The organism is Halalkalicoccus sp. NIPERK01, assembly GCF_030287405.1.
GTDB lineage: Archaea > Halobacteriota > Halobacteria > Halobacteriales > Halalkalicoccaceae > Halalkalicoccus.
In genome coordinates this window covers 79653-99563 of record NZ_JASVVV010000004.1, presented here as the reverse complement: position 1 = coordinate 99563, position 19911 = coordinate 79653, and the positions used below count along the sequence as shown (strand labels likewise).

At 66.4% G+C, this 19911-nt stretch carries 18 protein-coding genes and 1 pseudogene; 13 read left to right on the top strand and 6 right to left on the bottom strand.

The genetic code is table 11. The features are described from left to right. Positions 1–19: 19 nt before the first annotated feature. Positions 20–730, top strand: a complete 711-nt coding sequence (locus tag QRT08_RS12695; protein ID WP_286046335.1) for a TenA family protein — start codon at positions 20–22, stop codon at positions 728–730. Here the strand turns inward: QRT08_RS12695 and QRT08_RS12690 are convergent. From QRT08_RS12690 to QRT08_RS12680, 3 genes are all read right to left on the bottom strand, one after another. Beyond that, positions 718–1101, bottom strand: coding sequence for a GNAT family N-acetyltransferase (locus QRT08_RS12690; RefSeq protein WP_286046333.1), 384 nt, complete (start codon positions 1099–1101; stop codon positions 718–720). The genes QRT08_RS12695 and QRT08_RS12690 overlap by 13 nt on opposite strands. After that, positions 1098–1295 carry a ubiquitin-like small modifier protein SAMP2 gene (gene samp2, locus QRT08_RS12685; protein ID WP_286046332.1) on the bottom strand — a complete coding sequence of 66 codons (198 nt, stop codon included), beginning with the start codon at positions 1293–1295 and terminating at the stop codon, positions 1098–1100. The genes QRT08_RS12690 and samp2 overlap by 4 nt, the downstream gene beginning before the upstream one ends. Before the next feature lie 147 nt (positions 1296–1442). Continuing rightward, the gene (locus QRT08_RS12680) at positions 1443–2483 is read right to left on the bottom strand and encodes a DUF8173 domain-containing protein (protein ID WP_286046331.1); all 1041 of its coding nucleotides are present in this window, start codon (positions 2481–2483) and stop codon (positions 1443–1445) included. Positions 2484–2589: 106 nt separating this feature from the next. On the opposite strand from QRT08_RS12680, the gene QRT08_RS18845 reads away from it, so the two are divergent. Beyond that, on the top strand, positions 2590–4875 hold the full coding sequence (locus QRT08_RS18845) for a replication factor C small subunit (RefSeq protein ID WP_369684842.1): 2286 nt from the start codon (positions 2590–2592) through the stop codon (positions 4873–4875). On the opposite strand, the pseudogene QRT08_RS12660 reads toward QRT08_RS18845, so the two are convergent. Next, positions 4876–5150 (bottom strand): annotated as a pseudogene (locus QRT08_RS12660) (acylphosphatase). 147 nt (positions 5151–5297) lie between these two features. On the opposite strand from QRT08_RS12660, the gene QRT08_RS12655 reads away from it, so the two are divergent. From QRT08_RS12655 to QRT08_RS12635, 5 genes are all read left to right on the top strand, one after another. Next, positions 5298–5789, top strand: a complete 492-nt coding sequence (locus QRT08_RS12655) for a YciE/YciF ferroxidase family protein (protein ID WP_286046330.1) — start codon at positions 5298–5300, stop codon at positions 5787–5789. Between the two features lie 78 nt (positions 5790–5867). After that, on the top strand, positions 5868–8636 hold the full coding sequence (gene alaS, locus QRT08_RS12650; protein WP_286046329.1) for an alanine--tRNA ligase: 2769 nt from the start codon (positions 5868–5870) through the stop codon (positions 8634–8636). A 66-nt stretch (positions 8637–8702) separates the two neighbouring features. After that, positions 8703–10331 carry a hypothetical protein gene (locus QRT08_RS12645; protein WP_286046328.1) on the top strand — a complete coding sequence of 543 codons (1629 nt, stop codon included), beginning with the start codon at positions 8703–8705 and terminating at the stop codon, positions 10329–10331. A gap of 207 nt (positions 10332–10538) precedes the next feature. Further along, positions 10539–10721, top strand: a complete 183-nt coding sequence (locus tag QRT08_RS12640; RefSeq protein WP_286046327.1) for a hypothetical protein — start codon at positions 10539–10541, stop codon at positions 10719–10721. Further along, complete coding sequence (locus QRT08_RS12635; protein ID WP_286046326.1) at positions 10718–11719, top strand: COG1470 family protein; 1002 nt, start codon at positions 10718–10720, stop codon at positions 11717–11719. The genes QRT08_RS12640 and QRT08_RS12635 overlap by 4 nt, the downstream gene beginning before the upstream one ends. Positions 11720–12337: 618 nt before the next feature. Here QRT08_RS12635 and QRT08_RS12630 read toward each other — a convergent pair. Further along, a complete protein-coding gene (locus QRT08_RS12630) occupies positions 12338–13768 on the bottom strand; it encodes a sugar porter family MFS transporter (protein ID WP_286046325.1) in 1431 nt (476 codons plus the stop codon). A 134-nt stretch (positions 13769–13902) separates the two neighbouring features. Between QRT08_RS12630 and QRT08_RS12625 the strand changes: the two genes are divergently transcribed. From QRT08_RS12625 to QRT08_RS12605, 5 genes are all read left to right on the top strand, one after another. Further along, positions 13903–14694 carry an alpha/beta fold hydrolase gene (locus QRT08_RS12625; protein WP_286046577.1) on the top strand — a complete coding sequence of 264 codons (792 nt, stop codon included), beginning with the start codon at positions 13903–13905 and terminating at the stop codon, positions 14692–14694. 62 nt (positions 14695–14756) lie between these two features. Continuing rightward, entirely contained in the window at positions 14757–15533 is a 777-nt protein-coding gene (locus QRT08_RS12620) for a basic amino acid ABC transporter substrate-binding protein (RefSeq protein WP_286046324.1), read from the top strand. Positions 15534–15539: 6 nt separating this feature from the next. After that, positions 15540–16232, top strand: coding sequence for an amino acid ABC transporter permease (locus tag QRT08_RS12615; RefSeq protein ID WP_286046323.1), 693 nt, complete (start codon positions 15540–15542; stop codon positions 16230–16232). After that, positions 16229–16981: an amino acid ABC transporter ATP-binding protein gene (locus QRT08_RS12610; RefSeq protein ID WP_286046322.1), complete on the top strand. Its 753-nt coding sequence runs from the start codon at positions 16229–16231 to the stop codon at positions 16979–16981. Before QRT08_RS12615 ends, QRT08_RS12610 begins: the two co-directional genes overlap by 4 nt. A gap of 36 nt (positions 16982–17017) precedes the next feature. Beyond that, positions 17018–17935 carry an amino acid ABC transporter permease gene (locus QRT08_RS12605; protein WP_483299959.1) on the top strand — a complete coding sequence of 306 codons (918 nt, stop codon included), beginning with the start codon at positions 17018–17020 and terminating at the stop codon, positions 17933–17935. Positions 17936–17977: 42 nt separating this feature from the next. Here the strand turns inward: QRT08_RS12605 and QRT08_RS12600 are convergent, their stop codons facing one another. After that, complete coding sequence (locus tag QRT08_RS12600; RefSeq protein ID WP_286046321.1) at positions 17978–19090, bottom strand: serine hydrolase domain-containing protein; 1113 nt, start codon at positions 19088–19090, stop codon at positions 17978–17980. 99 nt (positions 19091–19189) lie between these two features. On the opposite strand from QRT08_RS12600, the gene QRT08_RS12595 reads away from it, so the two are divergent. Beyond that, positions 19190–19888, top strand: coding sequence for a type 1 glutamine amidotransferase (locus QRT08_RS12595; RefSeq protein ID WP_286046320.1), 699 nt, complete (start codon positions 19190–19192; stop codon positions 19886–19888). The last annotated feature ends 23 nt before the right edge of the window (positions 19889–19911 follow it).

Sequence of the window (19911 nt, the reverse complement as noted above, 5' to 3'; positions counted from 1 at the left end):
TCGCGCGCCCCGTTCTCCCATGGGAGACGAACCCGACGCGACCCCAGCGCGCTTCGAGGAGTACGCCGACGGGCGCGGGGACGCCCGGTTCAGCGAGTGGCTCCGCGAGCGATCCGAACCCGCGTGGACCGAGGCGACGCGCCACCGATTCGTCGCGGAACTGGGCGACGACACCCTCGACGAGGCCGTCTTCCGGCGCTACCTCGTCCAGGACTACGCCTTCCTCGAACTCGGCGCGCGGACGACCGCGCTCGCGGTCGCGCAGGCCCCCTCGATGGACGAGATGCGCCGGTTGAGCGAACAGCTCTCGGTGCTCACGGGGAGCGAGAACGACTACTTCGAGCGGGCGTTCGCGGAACTGGGCGTCCCCGAGGCGGAGTGGCGCGAGCCGCCCCTCGAACCGACGACGCGGGCCTTCACGGACTTCGTGCTCCGGGCGGCCCACGAGGGCGGCTACGAGGAGACCCTTTCCACTACGCTCGCCGCCGAGTGGGTCTACCTCGACTGGGCGCGCCACGTCGCCGACCGCGGGCCCGAGCGCTGGTATCTCGACGAGTGGATCGAGATCCACACCGTCGAGGAGTTCGAGGCCTACGTCGAGTGGCTGCGCGAGCAATTCGATACGTACGGTCCGGAACTCTCGGCGCGCCGACAGCGTCGGGTGGCCGAACTGTTCTCCCGGACCGTCGACCTAGAGGTCGCCTTCTTCGACATGGCCTACGAGTCCTGACCCGCGAGCCGGCCCCGACACCGCGTTTCATCACCTTCCGAACCCTCCACGCACTCGATCTCGAACCCCAGCGACTCGTAGAACGGTCGGACGGCGGGGCGGAAACCGGCCGAGAGCGGCCCGCGTTCGGCGGCCCGTTCGATCAGCGCCGAGCCGATCCCCGTCGCCCTGTGGGGGCGCGTGACCGCGATCGCCTCGACGTGGTTCCCGTCGAGCACGAGCGCGCCGCGGACGTGGCCCTCCTCGCGGGCGACCAGCACGTCGCCCCTGCCGATCGCCTCGCGCACCTCGGCGGGGTCGACCTCCAACAGCGCACCCTCGAGCACCCGCAGCACGGCCTCAATCTCGTCCCCGCGGGCCTCCCGGATCATCCGCCCGTGATCAGCCGGAGCACCCGTACCCGGTCGGCCTCGACCGGTTGGTCCTCCGGGACGGGCCGGCCGTCGACCATCACCGACACCTCGTGGGGGCTGAGGTCGAGTTCCGAGAGCAGGTCCGCGTAGGTGGGTTCCTGGAGGGTGAGGTCGTGCGTGCCCTCGCCGACGACCTCGACGGTGACGTCCATGCCCCGACTATCCGCGCGGTGGGTTTCAGGGTGTCGTCATACTGTCGGTCGTGGGACGTTCAACGGCACGTCCCTGATGTGACGGGCCACCGCGCGAGTGACTCGCGCTCTGCCACCGGCCGATTCACGGCGGTGTGACCGACGGTATCAGGCGGCCCGTTCGGCGTGTCGCGCCTCCCGGTCGGTATACCACCCGTGGACCGCGAGCACGAGCGCGCCCAACCCGAGGACGAGCACGACGAACCCGACGACCCCACCGAGGATCGGGACGAGGCCGGCGAGCGCGACGGCGACCAGCCCGACGACCAGCGCGGCCCAGCGGTTCTCGACGGCCGCGAGCGAGAGCAGCCACCGCCCCACCGCGAGGCCGCCGTAGACGCTCGCGACCCAGAGCACGAGGACGAACACGAACGCCCCGGCGATCGACAGCGGGATCCCGACGACCGTGATCGCGAGCAGGACGAGCGCGATCGGCGTCCCCACGAGCGCGAGCAGGCCGACGCCGCCGCTTTCGAGCGCCTCCTCGCGGGCGGTGGCGGCGACCCCCTCGGAGAAGGCGGGCGCGACGACGAGCAGGGCGGCGCCGAGCAGGAGGTTCACGACGAGCCAGTAGAGCCGACCGACCCACCACGGGATCGCCGGGATCTCGCCGACGGGAGCGGGCGTCGCGGTCGGCCCCTGGCTGACGGTTCCGGCGACCCGCGCGTCGGGATGGCGGGTCAGCTCCTCGCCGTAGGTCAGGTCGCCCTCGACGACGGCGGCGGGGCCGAGGCTGACGCTGCCGGCGGCGGCCTCGGCGTCGCCCGCGACGGTGCCGTCGATGGTGACGCTCCCTCCGGCGGCCGAGAGCGCGCCGACGCTCGCGCCCTCGCCCACGACGACGTTGCCGGCCGCGGTGCTCACCTCGCCGCCCACGTCGCCGGCGATGCGGACGGTGCCCGCGAACGCCTCCGCGTCGCCCGTCACCTCGCCCTCGATCAGCACGTCGCCGCCGAAGGCGGTCAGGTCGCCGTCGACCGTCCCCTGTACGACGACCGCGCCCGCGAACGTGGTCAGGTCGCCCTCGACGGTCTCGCCCTCCCCGACGACGACCGTCTCCCCCGACCGGGTCTCCCCCGCGGCGGCGACTCCCGAACAGAGGCCCGTCACGACCACCAGAACCAGCAGTACCGTGAACGCCCGTTCCATGCCCGACCCGTCGTCGCCATTTGCCAAATAGGTGACCGACGACGGGACGTCCGGCGCCGTCCGCCGTCTCGGGGAGTTTATCACGGCCGGGGCGCGTGCATCGGGTATGAGCGAGACAGAGACGGCGGGACCCGGCCGCGACGAGATCTGGGTCGAGAAGTACCGGCCCCGGAGTCTGGGCGAGGTGATCGGCCAGGAGGAGATCACCAGCCGTCTGGAGCGGTACGTCGAGCGCGACGACCTTCCCAACCTGTTGTTTTCGGGCCCCGCGGGCGTGGGGAAGACGACGTGTGCGACCGCCATCGCCCGCGAGGTCTACGGCGAGGACTGGCGCGATAACTTCCTCGAACTCAACGCCTCGGACGACCGGGGGATCGACGTCGTCAGGGGGCGGATCAAGGAGTTCGCGCGCGCGAGCTTCGGGGGCTATTCCTACAGAATCATCTTCCTCGACGAGGCCGATTCGTTGTGCGTGCCACCCGGAACGGAAGTCGTCGCCGGGTATCCGTCATCACCGGAAGTGAAACCGATAGAGGAGGTAAGTGACGATGGTGAACCGATCCCGTCCGTCGATTTCGAGACGAACGAGATACAGTCCGACATGGGCAGCCTCGTAGATTCCGGCGTTGCAGACTTCTTCGAGATCGAACTCGAGGACGACCGAACGATTCTCGCAAGCCTCACCCATCCGTTCTTCGTGGTTGGTGAGAATGGGAGACTCGTCGAGAAGGAGCTACGAGACTTGTCGCCAGGGGACGAGATCGTGGATTTCAAAGACGACGTAGGCGTGTCACGGTGCGAGATCTGTGACGCCTGGACTGCAGGGCGGTTCTGTTCCGTCGACTGCAAGAACGAGGGTCACAGTCGTGAGATGAGGGATGAGGGGAACCCGATGTACGGGACGGAGTGGTCGGACGAGCGCCGGGAAAAAATCGTCGAGACACTTTCAGACGGGCGATTGAATGGTGAAAATAATCCGAACTACGGGGGCGAGTTCCATGGTGTTCACGTCTGGGAAATGGACGAAGAGACCGTCGAACGGGTCCGCAAAGGGATCAGCGAGATGCGGTCCGGGACCCCCTGGGAGGAGTGGGTTGTCGATGCTGACCCCGAAACCGTCAAAAAAGACATCGGGAATTCCGCCTCCGAGTGGTGGGCCGGTCTGGACGACGACGAGAAGACAACGCTCATTCAAAAGAGCACCGAGAACTGTGAGTACCCGGTCTGTGATATCACTGGAGACAACAACCCGATGCGCGACCCTGAAGTCGTACAGAAAGTCTCGGAAGCCCTGAACGGACACGAACCCACCGGTGGAAATATCAGACACAGTGACGAACTCGGCCACCTCGTCAGGTCCGACTGGGAGTACGAAGTCGCAAAGGCGTTGCAGGACGCCGGAATCGACTATGAGTACGAACCGACGTTCGAGCTATCCGATTCGGTGTACCACCCCGACTTCCTGTTGGACGATACCGTGATCGAAGTCAAAGGAGTCGCTGAGCTGTGGGGACAACCTGAGAAGGTCGAAGAGTTCCTGAAAACCTACGGTGACGAGTACACGTTCGTTGTCGTTGGTGACAGTGCGCTTCCCCATCACGAACACTACGAGAGGGACGAATTCGAGCCTGCACTCGTCACCGATGGCGGAGTACGAACCGTTCAGACGACGAAGATCCACCGGATCGAATACAGCCACCGTGGGAAGGCGTACAACATCAGCATGGAGGGAACGCCAAACTTCATGCTCGCTAACGGAATCCTGACCCACAACACTTCCGACGCCCAGTCGGCGCTCAGGAGAACGATGGAGCAGTTCTCCTCGAATACGCGGTTCATCCTCTCGTGTAACTACTCCTCGAAGATCATCGACCCGATCCAGTCGCGGTGTGCGGTGTTCCGGTTCACGCAGATCGACGACGCGGCGGTCGGCGAGCGGATCCGCGAGATCGCCCACACCGAACAGATCGAGATCACCGACGGGGGCGTCGAGGCGCTGGTGTACGCCGCCGACGGCGACATGCGCCGGGCGGTCAACTCGCTGCAGGCCGCCGCGGTCATGGGCGAGACCGTCGACGAGGACGCCGTCTACACCATCACCGCCACCGCCCGCCCCGAGGAGATCGAGGCGATGGTCACGAAGGCCCTTTCGGGCGACTTCACGGGTGCGCGAGCCACCCTGGAGGACCTCCTCACGAACAAGGGGCTTTCGGGCGGCGACATCATCGACCAGCTACACCGCTCGGTGTGGGACCTCGGGCTCAGCGACCGGGAGGCGGTGCGCACCTTGGATCGGATCGGCGAGACAGATTATCGCATCACCGAAGGCGCGAACGAGCGGATCCAGTTGGAGGCGTTTCTCGCCTCGCTCGCGCTCGCGGACGAGGAGTAGCTACCGCTTCTCGAAGTCCTCCAGATCGCCCTGTGGGGTCCCTCTTCGATCTCCACGTCCTCGACGTCGGCCTCGATCGGTCCCTCGCGACACCACTCGACCATCGTCTCGACGTCCTCTTCCGAGCCCTCGAAGACCCCCTCGACCCGGCCGTCGTCGAGGTTGCGGATCCAGCCGGTGAGGTCGTGGGCGCGGGCGGTCTCGTGGGCGTCGTCCCTGAAGTGGACGTCCTGGGCGTTCCCCTCGATGAAGACGTGGACGCGGGAGTCCGGCAGTTCCCCGGCGTTCCGGTTCACCTCTCAAAACCCTTCGCCCGTCAGTCGCAACGTTTTCGTCGGCCGAATCGGGGGAATACGGCCACCTCACATGTGCAAGCCGACCGTTTATTGAAATACCGAGTGTCGTCCCACGCGGAGATCACGATGACAGTCGAGAACACCGAGGACCTGTTCGTCGAGGGGCTACAGCACGTCTACTACACCGAACAGCGACTGCTCGATGCCCTCGGGGAACTCGAGAGCACCTCCAGCGAGGAGGAACTGGCGGAGGCCTTCGCCGAACACCGCGAGGAGACCCAGACGCACGTCGAGCGCCTCGAGGGGGTCTTCGAGGCCGTCGGCCGGGAGCCCGAGGCCGCGGAGGACCCCGTCGTCGAGGGCATGATCGAGGCCCACGAGGAGTTCGTCGAGAAGGAGCCGAGCGAGGGCGCGCTCGACCGGTTCAACATCGCCGCCGGCCAGAAGTCCGAGCACTACGAGATCGCCTGCTACGGCAACCTCACCCCGATGGCCGACCAGCTCGGCCTCGACGAGGCCGCCGACACCCTCGAGCGGAACATGCGCGAGGAACAGGACGCACTCGACGAACTCGCGACGCTGGGCGAGCGGTTCGACTACGGCCGGATCGAGGCCTGACGGCCGACGCCGGCCGACGGGCCATTCCGATGGGTGTTGCGCAACAGTTTTACGCGCCGATTGGCCACTAGCGGTATCATGAGTGCGCTTGAGGCCGAATACCGCCTCGACTACTTCGAGGAGAACGACTTCGTCAGGCGGGAGTGTCCGGAGTGTGGGGCCCACTTCTGGACGCGCGATCACGAGCAGGTGCTGTGCGGGGAGCCCCCGTGTGTCGACTACTCGTTCATCGACAACCCCGGGTTCGAGGGCGAGTACACCCTGGAGGAGATGCGCGAGAACTTCCTCTCGTTTTTCGAGGAGAACGACCACGAGCGGATCGAGCCCTACCCCGTCGCCGCCAACCGCTGGCGCGACGACGTCCTGCTGACGCAGGCCTCCATTTACGACTTCCAGCCGCTCGTCACCTCGGGGAAGACCCCGCCGCCGGCGAACCCGCTGTGTATCTCGCAACCGTGTATCCGGATGCAGGACATCGACAACGTCGGCAAGACCGGGCGGCACACGATGGCCTTCGAGATGATGGCCCACCACGCGTTCAACGCCCGCGAGGACCTCGACGACCCCGAGAAGTACGCGTACCAGGGCGAGGTCTACTGGAAGGACGAGACCGTCGAGTACTGCGACGACTTTTTCACCTCCCTCGGGGCCGATCCCGGCGAGGTCACCTACATCGAGGACCCGTGGGTCGGCGGCGGAAACGCCGGACCCGCCATCGAGGTCATCTACCGGGGGGTGGAACTCGCCACCCTCGTCTTCATGTCGATGGAGCAGGACCCCGACGGCGAGTACGAACTCAAGGACGGCAACCGCTACTCGAAGATGGACACCTACATCGTCGACACGGGCTACGGGCTGGAGCGCTGGACGTGGGTGTCCCAGGGAACTCCTACCGTATACGAGGCGATCTACCCCGAGATGATCGACTTCCTCACCGACAACGCCGGCATTTCACACACCGACGAGGAGGCCGAGTTGCTCCACGACGCCTCGAAGCTTGCGGGCCACATGGACATCGACGAGGCCGAGGACATGGAGAGCGCCCGCGGCGAGATCGCCCGGAGCGTCGGCGTTCCCGTAGAGCGCCTCGAAGCCCTGATGGAGCCCATGGAGGCCGTCTACGCCATCGCGGACCACTGCCGTACTCTAGCATACATGCTCGGCGACGGCATCGTCCCCTCGAACGTCGCGACGGGCTACCTGACCAGAATGGTCCTCCGGCGGACGAAACGCCTGTGTGACACCGTCGGCGTCGACGCCCCGCTCGACGAACTCGTCGACATGCAGGCCGAGCGGCTGGACTACGAGAACCGCGACACGATCCGCGACATCGTGCGCACGGAGGTCGAGAAGTACCGCGAGACCCTCGAGCGGGGCGGCCGGCGGGTCGAGGGGCTCGCCGAGGAGTACGCCGAACGCGACGAGCCGATCCCGGCCGAGGAACTGATCGAACTCTACGATTCGCACGGCATCCAGCCCGACATGGTCGAGGAGATCGCGGAGGAGGCCGGGGCAGTCGTGGAGGTCCCCGACGACTTCTACTCGCTGGTCGCGGGACGCCACGACGCGGGCGAGGCGATGGTCGACGTCGAGGAGCGCGACGAGCGCGTCACGGACCTGCCGGACACGGAGAAGCTCTACTACGAGGACCAGACCCGAACGGAGTTCGAGGCGGTGATCCTCGACGTGATCGACCGGGCGGAGGGCTACGACGTCGTCCTCGACCAGACGATGTTCTACCCCGAGGGCGGCGGTCAGCCCGCCGATCACGGGTCGCTCTCGACCGACGACGGCAGCTACGCCGTCACCGACGTTCAGGAGCGCGAGGGCGTGGTCCTCCACCGGGTGAGCCAGGAGCCCGAGAAGGGCGCGTTCGTCCGCGGGCGGATCGACCCCGAGCGACGGCGCAGCCTCATGGCCCACCACACCGCGACCCACATCGTCGGGCACGCCGCCCGCGAGGTGCTCGGCGAGCACATCCGCCAGGCCGGCGCACAGAAGGGCACGGAGAGCGCCCGGCTGGACGTGCGCCACTACGAGCGGGTCGACAGGGACGAGGTGAAGGAGATCGAGCGGATCGCGAACCGACTCGTCCGTGACAACGTCCCCGTGACCGAGGAGTGGCCCCACCGCAACGAGGCCGAGGCCGAACACGGCTTCGACCTCTATCAGGGCGGGATCCCGCCGGGAGAGCGCATCCGCCTGATCCACGTCGCGGAGGACGTTCAGGCCTGCGGCGGCACCCACGTCTCGCGGACCGGCGACGTCGGTGCGATCAAGGTGCTCACGACCGAGCGCATCCAGGACGGGGTCGAACGGCTGGTCTTCGCCGCGGGCGAGGCCGCGATCGAGTCCACCCAGGAGACCGAGGACTCGCTGTACGAGGCCGCGGCGGTCCTCGACGTCTCGCCCGCGGAGGTACCCGCCACCGCCGAGCGCTTCTTCGAGGAGTGGAAGGCGCGCGGCAAGGAGATCGAGGCGCTCACGGAGGAACTCGCCGCGCTTCGGACGAGCGAGGGCGAGGAGGTCGAACTGGGCGAGGCGACCGTCGTGATCCAGCGCCTCGACGCCGACAGCGACGAACTCCGGGCGACCGCGAACGCGCTCGTCGGCGAGGGCAAGGTCGCCGTCCTCGGGAGCGGCGCCGACGGCGCGAAGTTCGTCGTCGCGGTCCCCGACGGCGTCCCGATCAACGCGGGCGAGGTGGTCGGTCGGCTCGCCGCGCAGGTCGGCGGCGGCGGCGGCGGCCCGCCCGACTTCGCACAGGGCGGCGGTCCCGACGCCGGGAAACTCGACGAGGCGCTCGAATCCGCCCCCGAGATCCTCCGACAGGTACAGAACGCGTAGCCGGACCCTCCTCTCGTCGACGAATCGCGCGAACGTTTACATACCGGAACGAGCCCAGCCCGGGCCATGGATCGATCATCCGATACCATGGTGAACAGACGGCGGTTCCTCCGCTGTGGCGGCGCGCTCGGTGCGGGAGGCCTGCTCTGTGGCGTGAACGCCGTCGCCGCGTCCGAACCGGTCGACGACTACGGCAACCCGATCGATGAGAGGCAGGCGGAGAGCGCGGACGCGCCCGCGGCGACGGTCACCGTCGCGTCGTGGACCACGACGCGAACGGCTGCCGACGAAGCCGAGTCCCGACCCGACGGGCGGGTCGCTTCCGAGCGGTACGCCTGGCGCCCGTCGGGCGCCCCGCGGACCGGCAGCGAGCACGCGCTGGAACTCGAGGACCGCGGCGGCGTCGACGTGGGGTCTCGCCCCGGAACGGCGGGGGATCTGACGATCGACTTCCACTGGCGACATCGCTCCGGTCGGGGCCTCGCCTACGCGTTCAACGACGAGAACAGCGCCTCACGCGGGTTTCGAGCGTTCACGAACGGCGTCGCCGGGCGGGGCATGTGGTTTCGCAACCCGTTCGGCGGGAGCGACGTCGTCTACCGCGGCGACCTACAGGACGGTCGGTGGCACCGTATCCGCGTCGTGCTCGACGCGGGGGCGAGGACGTACACGGCGTACGTCGACGGACGGCGCGTCGGTCGGAGCTACTACCACGGCCGCGGCTGGACGGCCGCCAGCCGGTTCAGGGTCATGGGCCGCTACAGCGGGACGCGAACGCGCGTCGAGTACGACCGGTACGTCGTCACCGACGAAGCGGTTCACGTGAACGACGCGACCGCGATCGACGGGCGGCTGGTCCACTACGAACTCGAGGAGGGCGAGGGACGGACGCTAACGAACGGCCCCGATCCGAGCGAACGCGTCCGCTCGCTCGTGGCGAGGAAGACGACGCTGATCGAGTCGATCCGGTCCGAGGCGGGACGCGTACTCGACGACCGGAACGTCGAACGGATCGACCGGCGGGCCGAACGGCTGCTCGACGGGATGGACGACGGGCTCGACCGTGCCGACGCGCAAACGAGGACGCAGTACGAGCGGGCGCTGGACCGGATGGTCGCCGCCGAGGAGGTCACCGCGGCGGCGACCGAAAGCGGGGTCGAACCCGTTCGACGAATCGCGAGGGCCACGGTCGACCTCGGGCTAGGCGAGGCCATGGGGCGGATCACCGGCCGAACGCTCCGGGGAATGGGATGGGCGGCTCGACGGATCGCGTCGATCCTCTCGACGATCGCCTCGATGGCGCGTCGGACCCTCGACGCGATCACCGGACGGGCGGTGCTCCCGCTCGCGCGACGCCGGGAGCTGGATCGCGCGCTCGCCGGGATCGAACGCCGGGTCTCCGACCTGCTCGAAACGCACCGAACGGACATCGAGGCGATCGGCGAGAAGCTGCTCTCCACCTCGATCAAGGCCGCGGTCGATCTCCTCCCCGAGAAGGTGCTCGAGACGCTGGGACGGATCCGTGAGAGGTTCACCGGCGTGATCGAGCGGATCTTCTACGGGACGTTCCAGTTCGACCCCGAGATGACGGTCGGCGACCTCGACGTCGGGATCCCGGGGGTGAACGTCGCCGTCGAGGACGCGATGGGGACGGTCTCCGACGGGATCGACGCCGGTTCGTTACGTGGGAAATGAAGCGAGGAGCGGGGTACGGCCTCGGAGCAGGTCTGTGAGGAGATCCGGCACGCGGAGCTGGCGTTCGTGAAGGGGATGAGGAGAGCCAAGGATGAAGCAAATCGTACTGGATCAATCAGTTTGTTGACTGCTATTGGATCTCTTGGTCTTTTCACAATTGGGATCTGTGTCGGAGCAACGGGTATTGGTCTCGCGGTCAGTGCTGCCATGACAGTGATCGCAGCAAAACTGAAGGCCTGTGCTGCGGCGCTAGGGACGATCTCCCTCGCGTTGACTGTCTCGATCTCCTTCGTCGGAACTGCCTTTCTTGTTTGGACCGCGAAACGACACGACGAGGCCGTCGTCGAGCTCGTTGCACTCGATCCCGTCGAACAGGTGGTGAGCCGATGATTCCCGATGAACTCGACACGCTACGAGCAGCGGCCGAACGCGACGATCGAATCGCTGTTATGGCATCGACCGAACGTCTCGACGCGGTGCTTGAACAGCAGCGCTTCGAACATCGACGATTCGACACGATTGCTGTTCTTCTCGATCAACTGAGAGATGACTCGGATGGAGACGATGCAAAGAGTGAGTACCGCGAGACGATCTCCGAACTCGAACAGCGGCGTATCGAACTCGAACGGTCGACACTCGCGTACGTCCAGGGCGAGGATTCGTCATCGACGCTTATCAAATCCGTCGATACCGTTAGCGAAGCATATCGAGAGTCGAAGGAGAAGATAGCGGCGCTAGAAACGGACGTTTCAGACGCTCCAATACCGCCGTTATTGGTCGTCTGGGGTGATCCGGACATCGAAATTCCGAAAGGTGCGGTCGGCAGCATGGAGTTAACTCTCTCTACCATCGGTCGTTCCCATCCCGATTCGATCGTCATCGATACTGAAAGCGATATACCGACAAAGGTGACTCCCTCGGTCCTCGAGAGTCTCGGCAAAAACGAGACCGCCACAATTCGTGTCGAGCTATCGCCGTCTACTGGCGGCGATTTCACCGTATTCGTTACGGCAACCGGGGAGACGAATGACCGGTTTCGATTCACTGTTCGCGTCCTCACGAAAGGAAATCTCATCGATCAAACGACTCGGCTCGTAGGATCCTTCGAAATTATGCTCGATTCGATGGAAGGTCGGAAACGACGTAACGGGTTGAGAAATCAGGTTCGAACTCTCCAACATCGGCTGGAGTCGATCTCGGACGATCTTGAGGACGAACGTCAACCGATACATTCGGTGAACAACCGATTGGACGCGGCACGAAACCTAGCTGACGCGATAGAACATACACTCACGACCTGCGAACCGAGCGTGAAGCGGCAGGAACTTCTATATATCCTCGAAAACATCAAGAAAGAGATAAGAAATGCGATCGAAGCACTGCCGTAGTGATCGGTTGAAATGACTATACCACCGACGTTCCACGGGTTCGCAGATCAGTCACCATTCGAACATGGGCTCACCGCTATCGGTGGAGTGGTCGTCTGCGCTGGCGTCTATTTCGCGAGTCTCGACCTCTTGATGGGCGGTGTCGAGGTGGCGGTTTCCGAAGCACCCGAAGCGACCGCTCTTCGTCGACAATCCGCAACGATCGCCGGAGTCGCTTGCTTCGCGTACTTCTCGATCGCGTTCATCTTCGCTCGAGGTGGACCGTTATTGAGTTTCATATTCTATCCGGCTATCTCAATCGTATATGGTATACCATTTGTAATATCCGTGTTTTTCGGGGGGAATCCTGAGAATCTACATACATATGGGTCTTTCCTACTTTCTCCGGCGTTCGTTAGAGACACCGTCTGGATGGCCACACCCGGCATCCTCACCGCCTTCCTGATCGTCGGCCTCTGGATGCTGTTGACCGACAACGACGACTTAGAGGAGTGGGCCGAGACGACCTCACCGAGGGGTTCAAGGAGGAGTTCATCGAGGAGGCGAAACGCGAGGCTGAGCGGAAACGAGCGGAGGGAACGCGGCCCGACTGATCGGAATCGGTTTCTAGTTCTCGCCTCAGTCGTCGGCTTCGGACTCCCGGGCCCGCTCGGCCATCGATAGCTGCTCGCTTCCCAGCGCCGTCTCGCGGAGGTCGGCCTCGATCTCCTCTAAGGTCCGGCCGTTCGTCTCGGGGACGACGTAGTGAGAGAACACGACGGCCCCAGCGGTCAGCAGGCCGAACAGCCAGAACGTGAATGCGGGCCCGATCAGCTCGAACAGCTGTGGGAACAGCTGGGCGACCGCGAGGTTCGCGAGCCAGTTGACGACCGTGGCGACGCCCATCGCGGTCCCGCGGACGTTGAGCGGGTAGATCTCCGAGATGAGCAGCCAGAACACCGGCCCGAGGCCGATGGCGAAGAAGGCGACGTAGAGCATCAGGCTGCCGGTCGCGACGTACCCGAGCGCGCCGCCCAGCCCGGGCAGGTAGAAGGCCCCGCCGAGCACGATCAGCATGACGAACATGCCGACCATGCCGCCGATCAGCAGCGGCCGACGGCCCACCCGGTCGAGAAGCAGGATGGCGACGACCGTCATGGCGACGTTGATGACGCCGACGCCGACGGTGGCGAGTATCGAGGCGACGCTCCCGAACCCGGTCGAGTCGAGGATGGTCGGCGCGTAGTAGATGACTGTATTAATTCCGGTGATCTGCTGAAAGACCGCGAGGCCGATCCCGACGACCATCGCGGGGCGGATCCACGGTTTCACCAACTCGCCCAGATCGCCGTCCTCGACGGCCGCCATCCGTTTCATCTCGGCGATCTCCTCGTCGAGACCCGCCCCGCTCCTGATCCGCGAGAGCGTCGAACGGGCCTCCTCCTCCCGACCCTGCTCGACGAGCCAGCGGGGGCTCTCGGGCATGAAGTACATCCCGGCGAGCAACACGAGGGCGGGGATCATCCCCGCCCCGAGCATGAGCCGCCACGCCCCCTGGCTCGCCAGCGCGTAATTCACCACGTACGAGACGAGGATGCCGCTGGTGATCGCCAGTTGGTTGAACGAGACGAGCGAGCCGCGGATCTCGGGCGGGGAGATCTCCGAGATATAGAGCGGCCCGACGATCGAGGCGAAGCCGATCGCGATCCCGTTGAACACCCGCGCGGCGATGAGCCACGCGACGCTCTGGGCCGTGGCCATTCCCAGCGACCCGACGAAGAATATACACGCCCCGAGGATGATCAGCCGCCGCCGACCGATTCGATCGGCGAGTCGGCCGCCGATCGCCGCGCCGATGGCCGCCCCGACCAGCGCGCCGCTGACGACCACCCCCTCGAGGAACGCCGACTCCTCTAAGGCGGGGAACGTCTCACCGATGTACAACAGCGCCCCCGAGATGACGCCGGTGTCGAACCCGAACAACAGCCCGTTCAGCGCGGCCAGCGCGGCGGTGATCACGACGAATCGGTTGCGATCTCCGACGAGGCCCGCCCCGTCTCGTACACTCATTTTCGATCGTTTCCGTGTCTCGGAACCATATCGTTACGAATCCCTCGATTTATCTACAATAATTGTAAATTTAGATCATCGTTCGTGAATCAATGACCGAGCACCTTACCCTGCGCCGGACGATACCGTCGGTGATGGCGAGCGCACACCGCGAGGGGGTTTCGCTGTACTACGAAGTCGACTGCGAGGGTGAAACGGTGGCATTTCTCGGCGATATCGGACTCGGCGCGTGGCAGTGGGGCTGGCAGCACGCCGCACTCGCCGGTCCCTACGAGGCCCTCGTCTACGATATGCGGGGGACCGGCCGTTCGGACGCACCGCCGGGTCCCTACTTGGTCGGGGACTTCGCTGCCGATCTGGAGGCCGTCCTCGCGGATCACGGCTCCCCTCGTGTGCACCTCGTCGGTGCCGGGCTGGGCGGGATGGTCGCGCTCCAGTACGCCCGCGAGTACGGGCGCGCGCGGAGCCTCACGCTGATCGGGACGAGCCCCGGCGGGCCGCGAGCGGACCTGCCCGAGGGGGCCCGGGAGGAGCTGTTCGCGCCGCCTACCGACCCCGAGGCGCTGCGGGACTCGCTCTCGGCGCTCCTTTCCGATGACTTCGTCTCCGAGCACCCCGACGTGATCGAGGGAATCGTCGAGTGGCGCGCGGCGGGCGACGCCGCGCGCGCGGGCTGGGAGGCACAGAACGCCGCCTTCGAGACCTTCGACGCGAGCGACTGGCTCTACGAGGTGACAGTTCCGGCGCTCGTCCTCCACGGCGAGGACGACGGGATCGTCCCCGTCCAGAACGCCCGCCTACTCGCCGAGGGGCTCCCGAAGGCGACCCGCGAGGTTTACGAGGGGGCGGGCCACGGGGTGTGGATCGAGCGCTCTCGCCCCGTCAACGATCGCCTGTCGGGCTTTTTCGAATCGATCCCCGAGTAGCGATCGAAGGCGCTAGGTGTCATCGAAAGGTAGTTATAAACGTCCGCTTCGTACATCAGTGTATGGACAGACGGACGTATTTGAAGACGACCGGTGGGGCGGTTACCGGGATCTCGCTTGCGGGCTGTCTCGGCGGACTCGGCGGCGGCGACGACTCGGAGATCGTCGCCGGGACCGCGCCGGGGTTCCCGCCGTTCGAGATGAAGGAGGGGGGCGATCTGGTCGGGTTCGACGTCGACCTGCTTTCGGCCGTCGTCGAGGAGACCGACTACACGCTCGCCGACGAGTGGGAGGAGTTCGAGTTCGATTCGCTCATCCCCGCGCTCCAGAACGACCGTATCGACGTGATCGCGGCGGCGATGACGATCGAGCCCGGCCGCGAGGAGACGATCGCCTTCTCGGATCCCTACTACGACGCCAACCAGTCGGTGCTGGTCAGCGAGGACGCGAGCGTCGACTGGCAGTCCCTCGAGGACCTCGAAGGCGCGACCGTCGGCGCACAGAGCGGCACCACCGGCGAGTCGGTCGTCGAAAGCGAGCTGATCGAGCCGGGGATTATCGCACAGGGCGATTACAACACCTACGACAACTACGTCCTCGGGGTCGAGGACCTGGAAAACGGCAACGTCGACGCGCTCGTGCTGGACGTCCCCGTCGCGGAAACGTTCGCGAGCGAGCGGGCGGTCACGGTCGCGTTCACTCACGAGACCAACGAACAGTACGGCTTCGGGCTGCGTCAGGGCGAAGAGGAGCTCCAGACCGCGCTCAACGACGGGCTCGCGACCGTTCGGGACAGCGGTCGGTACGACGAACTCGTCGACGAGTGGTTCGGCAACTGATCGCGGATGGAACGGCTCTCATTCGTGGCGACGCCCCTCCAGGCCGGCGACTGGGCGTTCGTCTTCGAGAACGCGGGCTACCTGCTCGGCGGGACCGCGATCACGATCGTCCTGACGGTCGCGAGCGTCCTGCTCGGCTTCCTGGTGGGGTTTCCGGCGGGCGCGATCGAGGTCTACGGCGGGCGCTACTCCGCGGGCGTCGTCTCGACCGCGGGCGTCGTGCTTCGGGGCACGCCGATCCTCGTCATCCTCATCGTGCTGTTCTTCGTCGTCTCGATCGACAGCGCGTTTCTCGCCGCGATCCTCGGGCTCGGGCTCCGGAGCGCGGCCTACCAGTCACAGATCTTCCGGGGTGCGATCCAGAGCGTCGATTCGGGCCAGATCGAGGCCGCCCGGTCCGTGGGCATGAGCCAACTGAAAGCGATCAGGCACGTCGTCGTGCCCCAGTCGCTGCGCCGGAGCGTGCCGGGCTTTCAAAACGAGTTCACGATCGTCCTGAAGGACACGAGCATCGCCTTCGCGATCGGACTCGCAGAACTGCTGAGTCGCTCCTACGACCTGTTCGTCCAGCAGACGACCGCCGTCCTGGAGATCGTCCTCTTCGCGAGCGCGATCTACTTCGTGCTCACGTTCTCGACGAACCGCGCGCTCGATCGGCTGGCCGACGCGTACGCGATTCCCGGGGGTGAGACCGCGTGAGTCGCTCTCTCCTCGAAATCGAGGACGTGGTCAAACGCTACGGCGAGGAGACGGCCCTCGACGGCGTGAGCCTGACGATGGACCGGGGCGACGTCGGCGTGCTGATCGGCCCCAGCGGGAGCGGTAAGTCGACGCTGCTTCGCTGCGTCAACCGCCTCACCGAGATCGACGGCGGGGAGATCTACCTCGACGGCGACCTCGTTTCCGGCCCCGACACCGACGTGGACGAACTGCGCCGGAAGGTCGGCATGGTGTTTCAGGACTTCAACCTCTTCTCGCACCTGACCGCCCGGGGCAACATCGAGTTGGGGCTGCGACGGGTCCGCGGGATGAGCAAGGAGGACGCCCGCCGGGTCGCCGACGAGCAACTCGAACAGGTCGGCATCGCACGACAGGCCGACTCCTATCCCGCCGAGCTCTCCGGTGGCCAACAACAGCGCGTGGGGATCGCCCGCGCGCTGGCGATGGAGCCCGAGCTCATGCTGTTCGACGAGCCCACCAGCGCGCTCGACCCCGAACTCGTCGGGGAGGTACTCGAAGTCATGCGCCGGCTCGCCGACGAGGGCATGACGATGCTCGTCGCGACCCACGAGATGGGCTTTGCCCGCTCGGTCGCCTCGCAGGTGACCTTTCTCGACGAGGGCCGGGTCGTCGAGACCGCTCCGCCGAAACGGCTCTTCGATCGCCCCGAGCGCGACCGGACGAAGGCGTTTCTCGGTCGGCTCACCGACGACGGACCGGAGGCCTGACGTGGGCTCGTCCATCCGGTTCGGGAGGGCAGGTCGGTGAGCGGCGACGCGGCCCACGCGACCGGCGGTCGCTACCCGGTTCGCCGGCTGGCGCTCCTCGGTGGCGGCGTCCTGTTCTGGGGCTGGTTGCTCGTGCGCTGGTTCAACGACTGGGTGCTCGTCCGGGTGGGCGCGGGCGTCCCGCGGGGCGAGCCCCTGCCACCGCTGGCGTGGCTCGAATCGAGCGGGCTCCTCGGGGGCGCACTCGAACCGATCGGCTTCGCCCTCTCCCTGCTTCCGACCTTCGCGAGCGGGATCTGGCTGACGGTCGTGCTGACGGTCGGCGGGATGGTTCTTGGCTTTCTCATCGCCGTCCCGCTGAGCGTCGCGCGGGTCTACGGGCGCTGGTCGAGTCGCGCGGCGCTCGTCTACACCGAGTTGATCCGCGGGACGCCCCTTCTGGCCCAGCTGTTCGTGCTGTACTACGGGCTCGGCCTCTCGAGTTGGATCCGCGAACTGCCCTACATCGGCTACGGGGCGATCCCCGGTCAGGCCGTCTGGGTCGCGATCATCGGCTTTACGATCAACAGCGCGGCCTATCAGGGCGAGTACATTCGGGCGGCCCTCCAGAGCGTCGAGGGCGGCCAGCTGACCGCCGCCCGTTCGGTCGGGCTCTCGAAGCTCGGCGGCATCCGATACGTGGTGCTCCCGCAGGGGCTTCGCTACGCGATCCCCGGCTGGACGAACGAACTGGTCTACCTGATCAAGTACTCCTCGCTCGCCGCGTTCATCACCGTCCCCGAGCTGTTCAGGCGGGCCCAGTCGATCGCCTCCTCGAACTTCCGGTACACGGCGGTGTTCATCACCGTGGGCGCGATCTACCTCTGTCTGGTGTTGAGCGCGTCGAGAGCGATGAACCACGTCGAGCGCCGCGTCGCCATTCCGGGACTGGGACAGGTCGAGGACCGACAGTAGCGCTCGAACCGACCGTACCGCCATCGGAAAACCGGACGGCCGTCACGCGAACGCGACCCGCACCGCGTCGGCCAGCGCGTTCGCTCGCATGGCGTGCTCGAACTCCTCGCGGATCCCGTTGGTGACGTAGGCGAACGCCAGCCGTTCGTCGGGGTCGGCCCAGCCGACGATGCTGCCGAGCCCGCCGTGGCCGAAGACCCGCCTCGGGGATATCGTCCCGAACTTGTCCCACGCGCCGCCCCCGAGGACGACCCCCAGCCCGTAGCGACGGGGCACCCCGAGGGTCCCGTCACGCTCGACTGCGACCTGCTCTGCGGTCATCTCCTCGACCGTTTCCTCCGCCAGAACCGTCGTCCCGTCCAACTTGCCGCCGTTCGCGAGACAACTATAGAATCGCGCCATGTCCCTCGCAGTGCCCGTCGCGGAGGCCGCGGGGACCACCGCCCGGTGGAGCCACTCCTCGCCGAACAGCGCCGCGGCCTCGGCGTTCGAGAACGCGTCGAGGCCCGCCCCGGTCTCGCGGGCGCGCTCGCCGGGTTCGAAACCCACGAGCGCCGCGGTGGTGTCGGGTTCGCCCTCGGGGATCCCCAGGTCGGTGTCGGCCATTCCCAAGGGGGCAAAGACGCGCTCGTCGACGAACTCGTCTATCGGTACTCCGCTCGCCCGTCGGACGAGTTCGCCGACGAGGAACCCGAACGAGAGCGAGTGGTACGCCGCGGTCTCGCCCGGCGAGAACGTCGTTTCGGCCTCTTCCATCGCGGCGACGGCCGCCTCCCAGTCGGCCCACCGCTCGAACTCGGCGTCGAAGGCCGTCTCGTGGAGCCCCGCTTGGTGCGAGAGCACCTGGCGGACGGTGATTTCGCTTTTCTCCCCGCCCTCGGCGAACCCCGGCCAGTGGTCCGTGACGCGGTCGTCGTAGTCGAGCAGGCCGTCCTCGACACAGCGGTGCAGCGCGACCGCCGCGTACGGCTTGGTACACGAGAAGAGGACGTGTTTTCGGTCGGGAGTGGTCTCCTCGCCCTCGGGGCCGGTCGTCCCGCCCGCGAGGTCGATGGCGAGGTCGCCCTCGTGGTAGACCGCGAGCTGTGCGCCGTGGTGGAGGCCCGCCTCGACGTGCGTCTCGAAGGCCGCCTCGACCCGTTCGATCGCGTCCATGTCCCGGGCCACGGGGGCCGACGCCAAAGGTTCATCGTCGATCAGGCGAGAGCTGTCCGTTTCGCAACCGTTTTTGGCGTGGGTTACGTAACCACGGTAGTGAGTCCTCCACGTCTTGCGGTTCTCGACGCGTCACACGGCGATAGAAACACGAAACGAAACTTCCGACGCGAACTCGACGCTTCCCTGACGGAGTTCGACGTCACCGCCGGACAGCTCCCCGATTCGTTCGACTACGACGGCGCGGTCGTCACCGGCTCGCGCTCGTCGGTCTACTGGGACGAGCCGTGGATCGCCCCCCTGAAGGAATGGATCGGCGAGGCGATCGACCGCGACCTCCCGTTCCTCGGGATCTGTTACGGCCACCAGTTGCTCGCGGACGTCCTCGGGGGCACCGTCGAGGACATGGGCGTCTACGAGATCGGCTACAACCGGATCGCCCACTCCGGCGACTCGCGGCTCCTCTCGGGGATCGACCGGGAGTTCCTCGCCTTCACGACCCACTCGGACGCCGTGGTCGACCTCCCGCCGGGCGCGGAGGCGCTCGCGGAGAACGAGTACTCGAACCACGGCTTCCGCAAGGGCCGCGTCTTCGGCCTCCAGTTCCACCCCGAGTACGACATCGACACCGCAGAACGGCTCACCCGACGCAAGGACATCACGGAGGAGCGCCGACGGGAGGTGCTCGCGGGCATCACCGAGGAGAACTACGCCGCCGCCTGCGAGGCGAAACTCGTCTTCGAGAACTTCACCGAGTACGTCGACGAACTCCGCGCCCGACGCGTCGCCGCCGACTGACGGGGACGCGTCTCGGTCCCCTT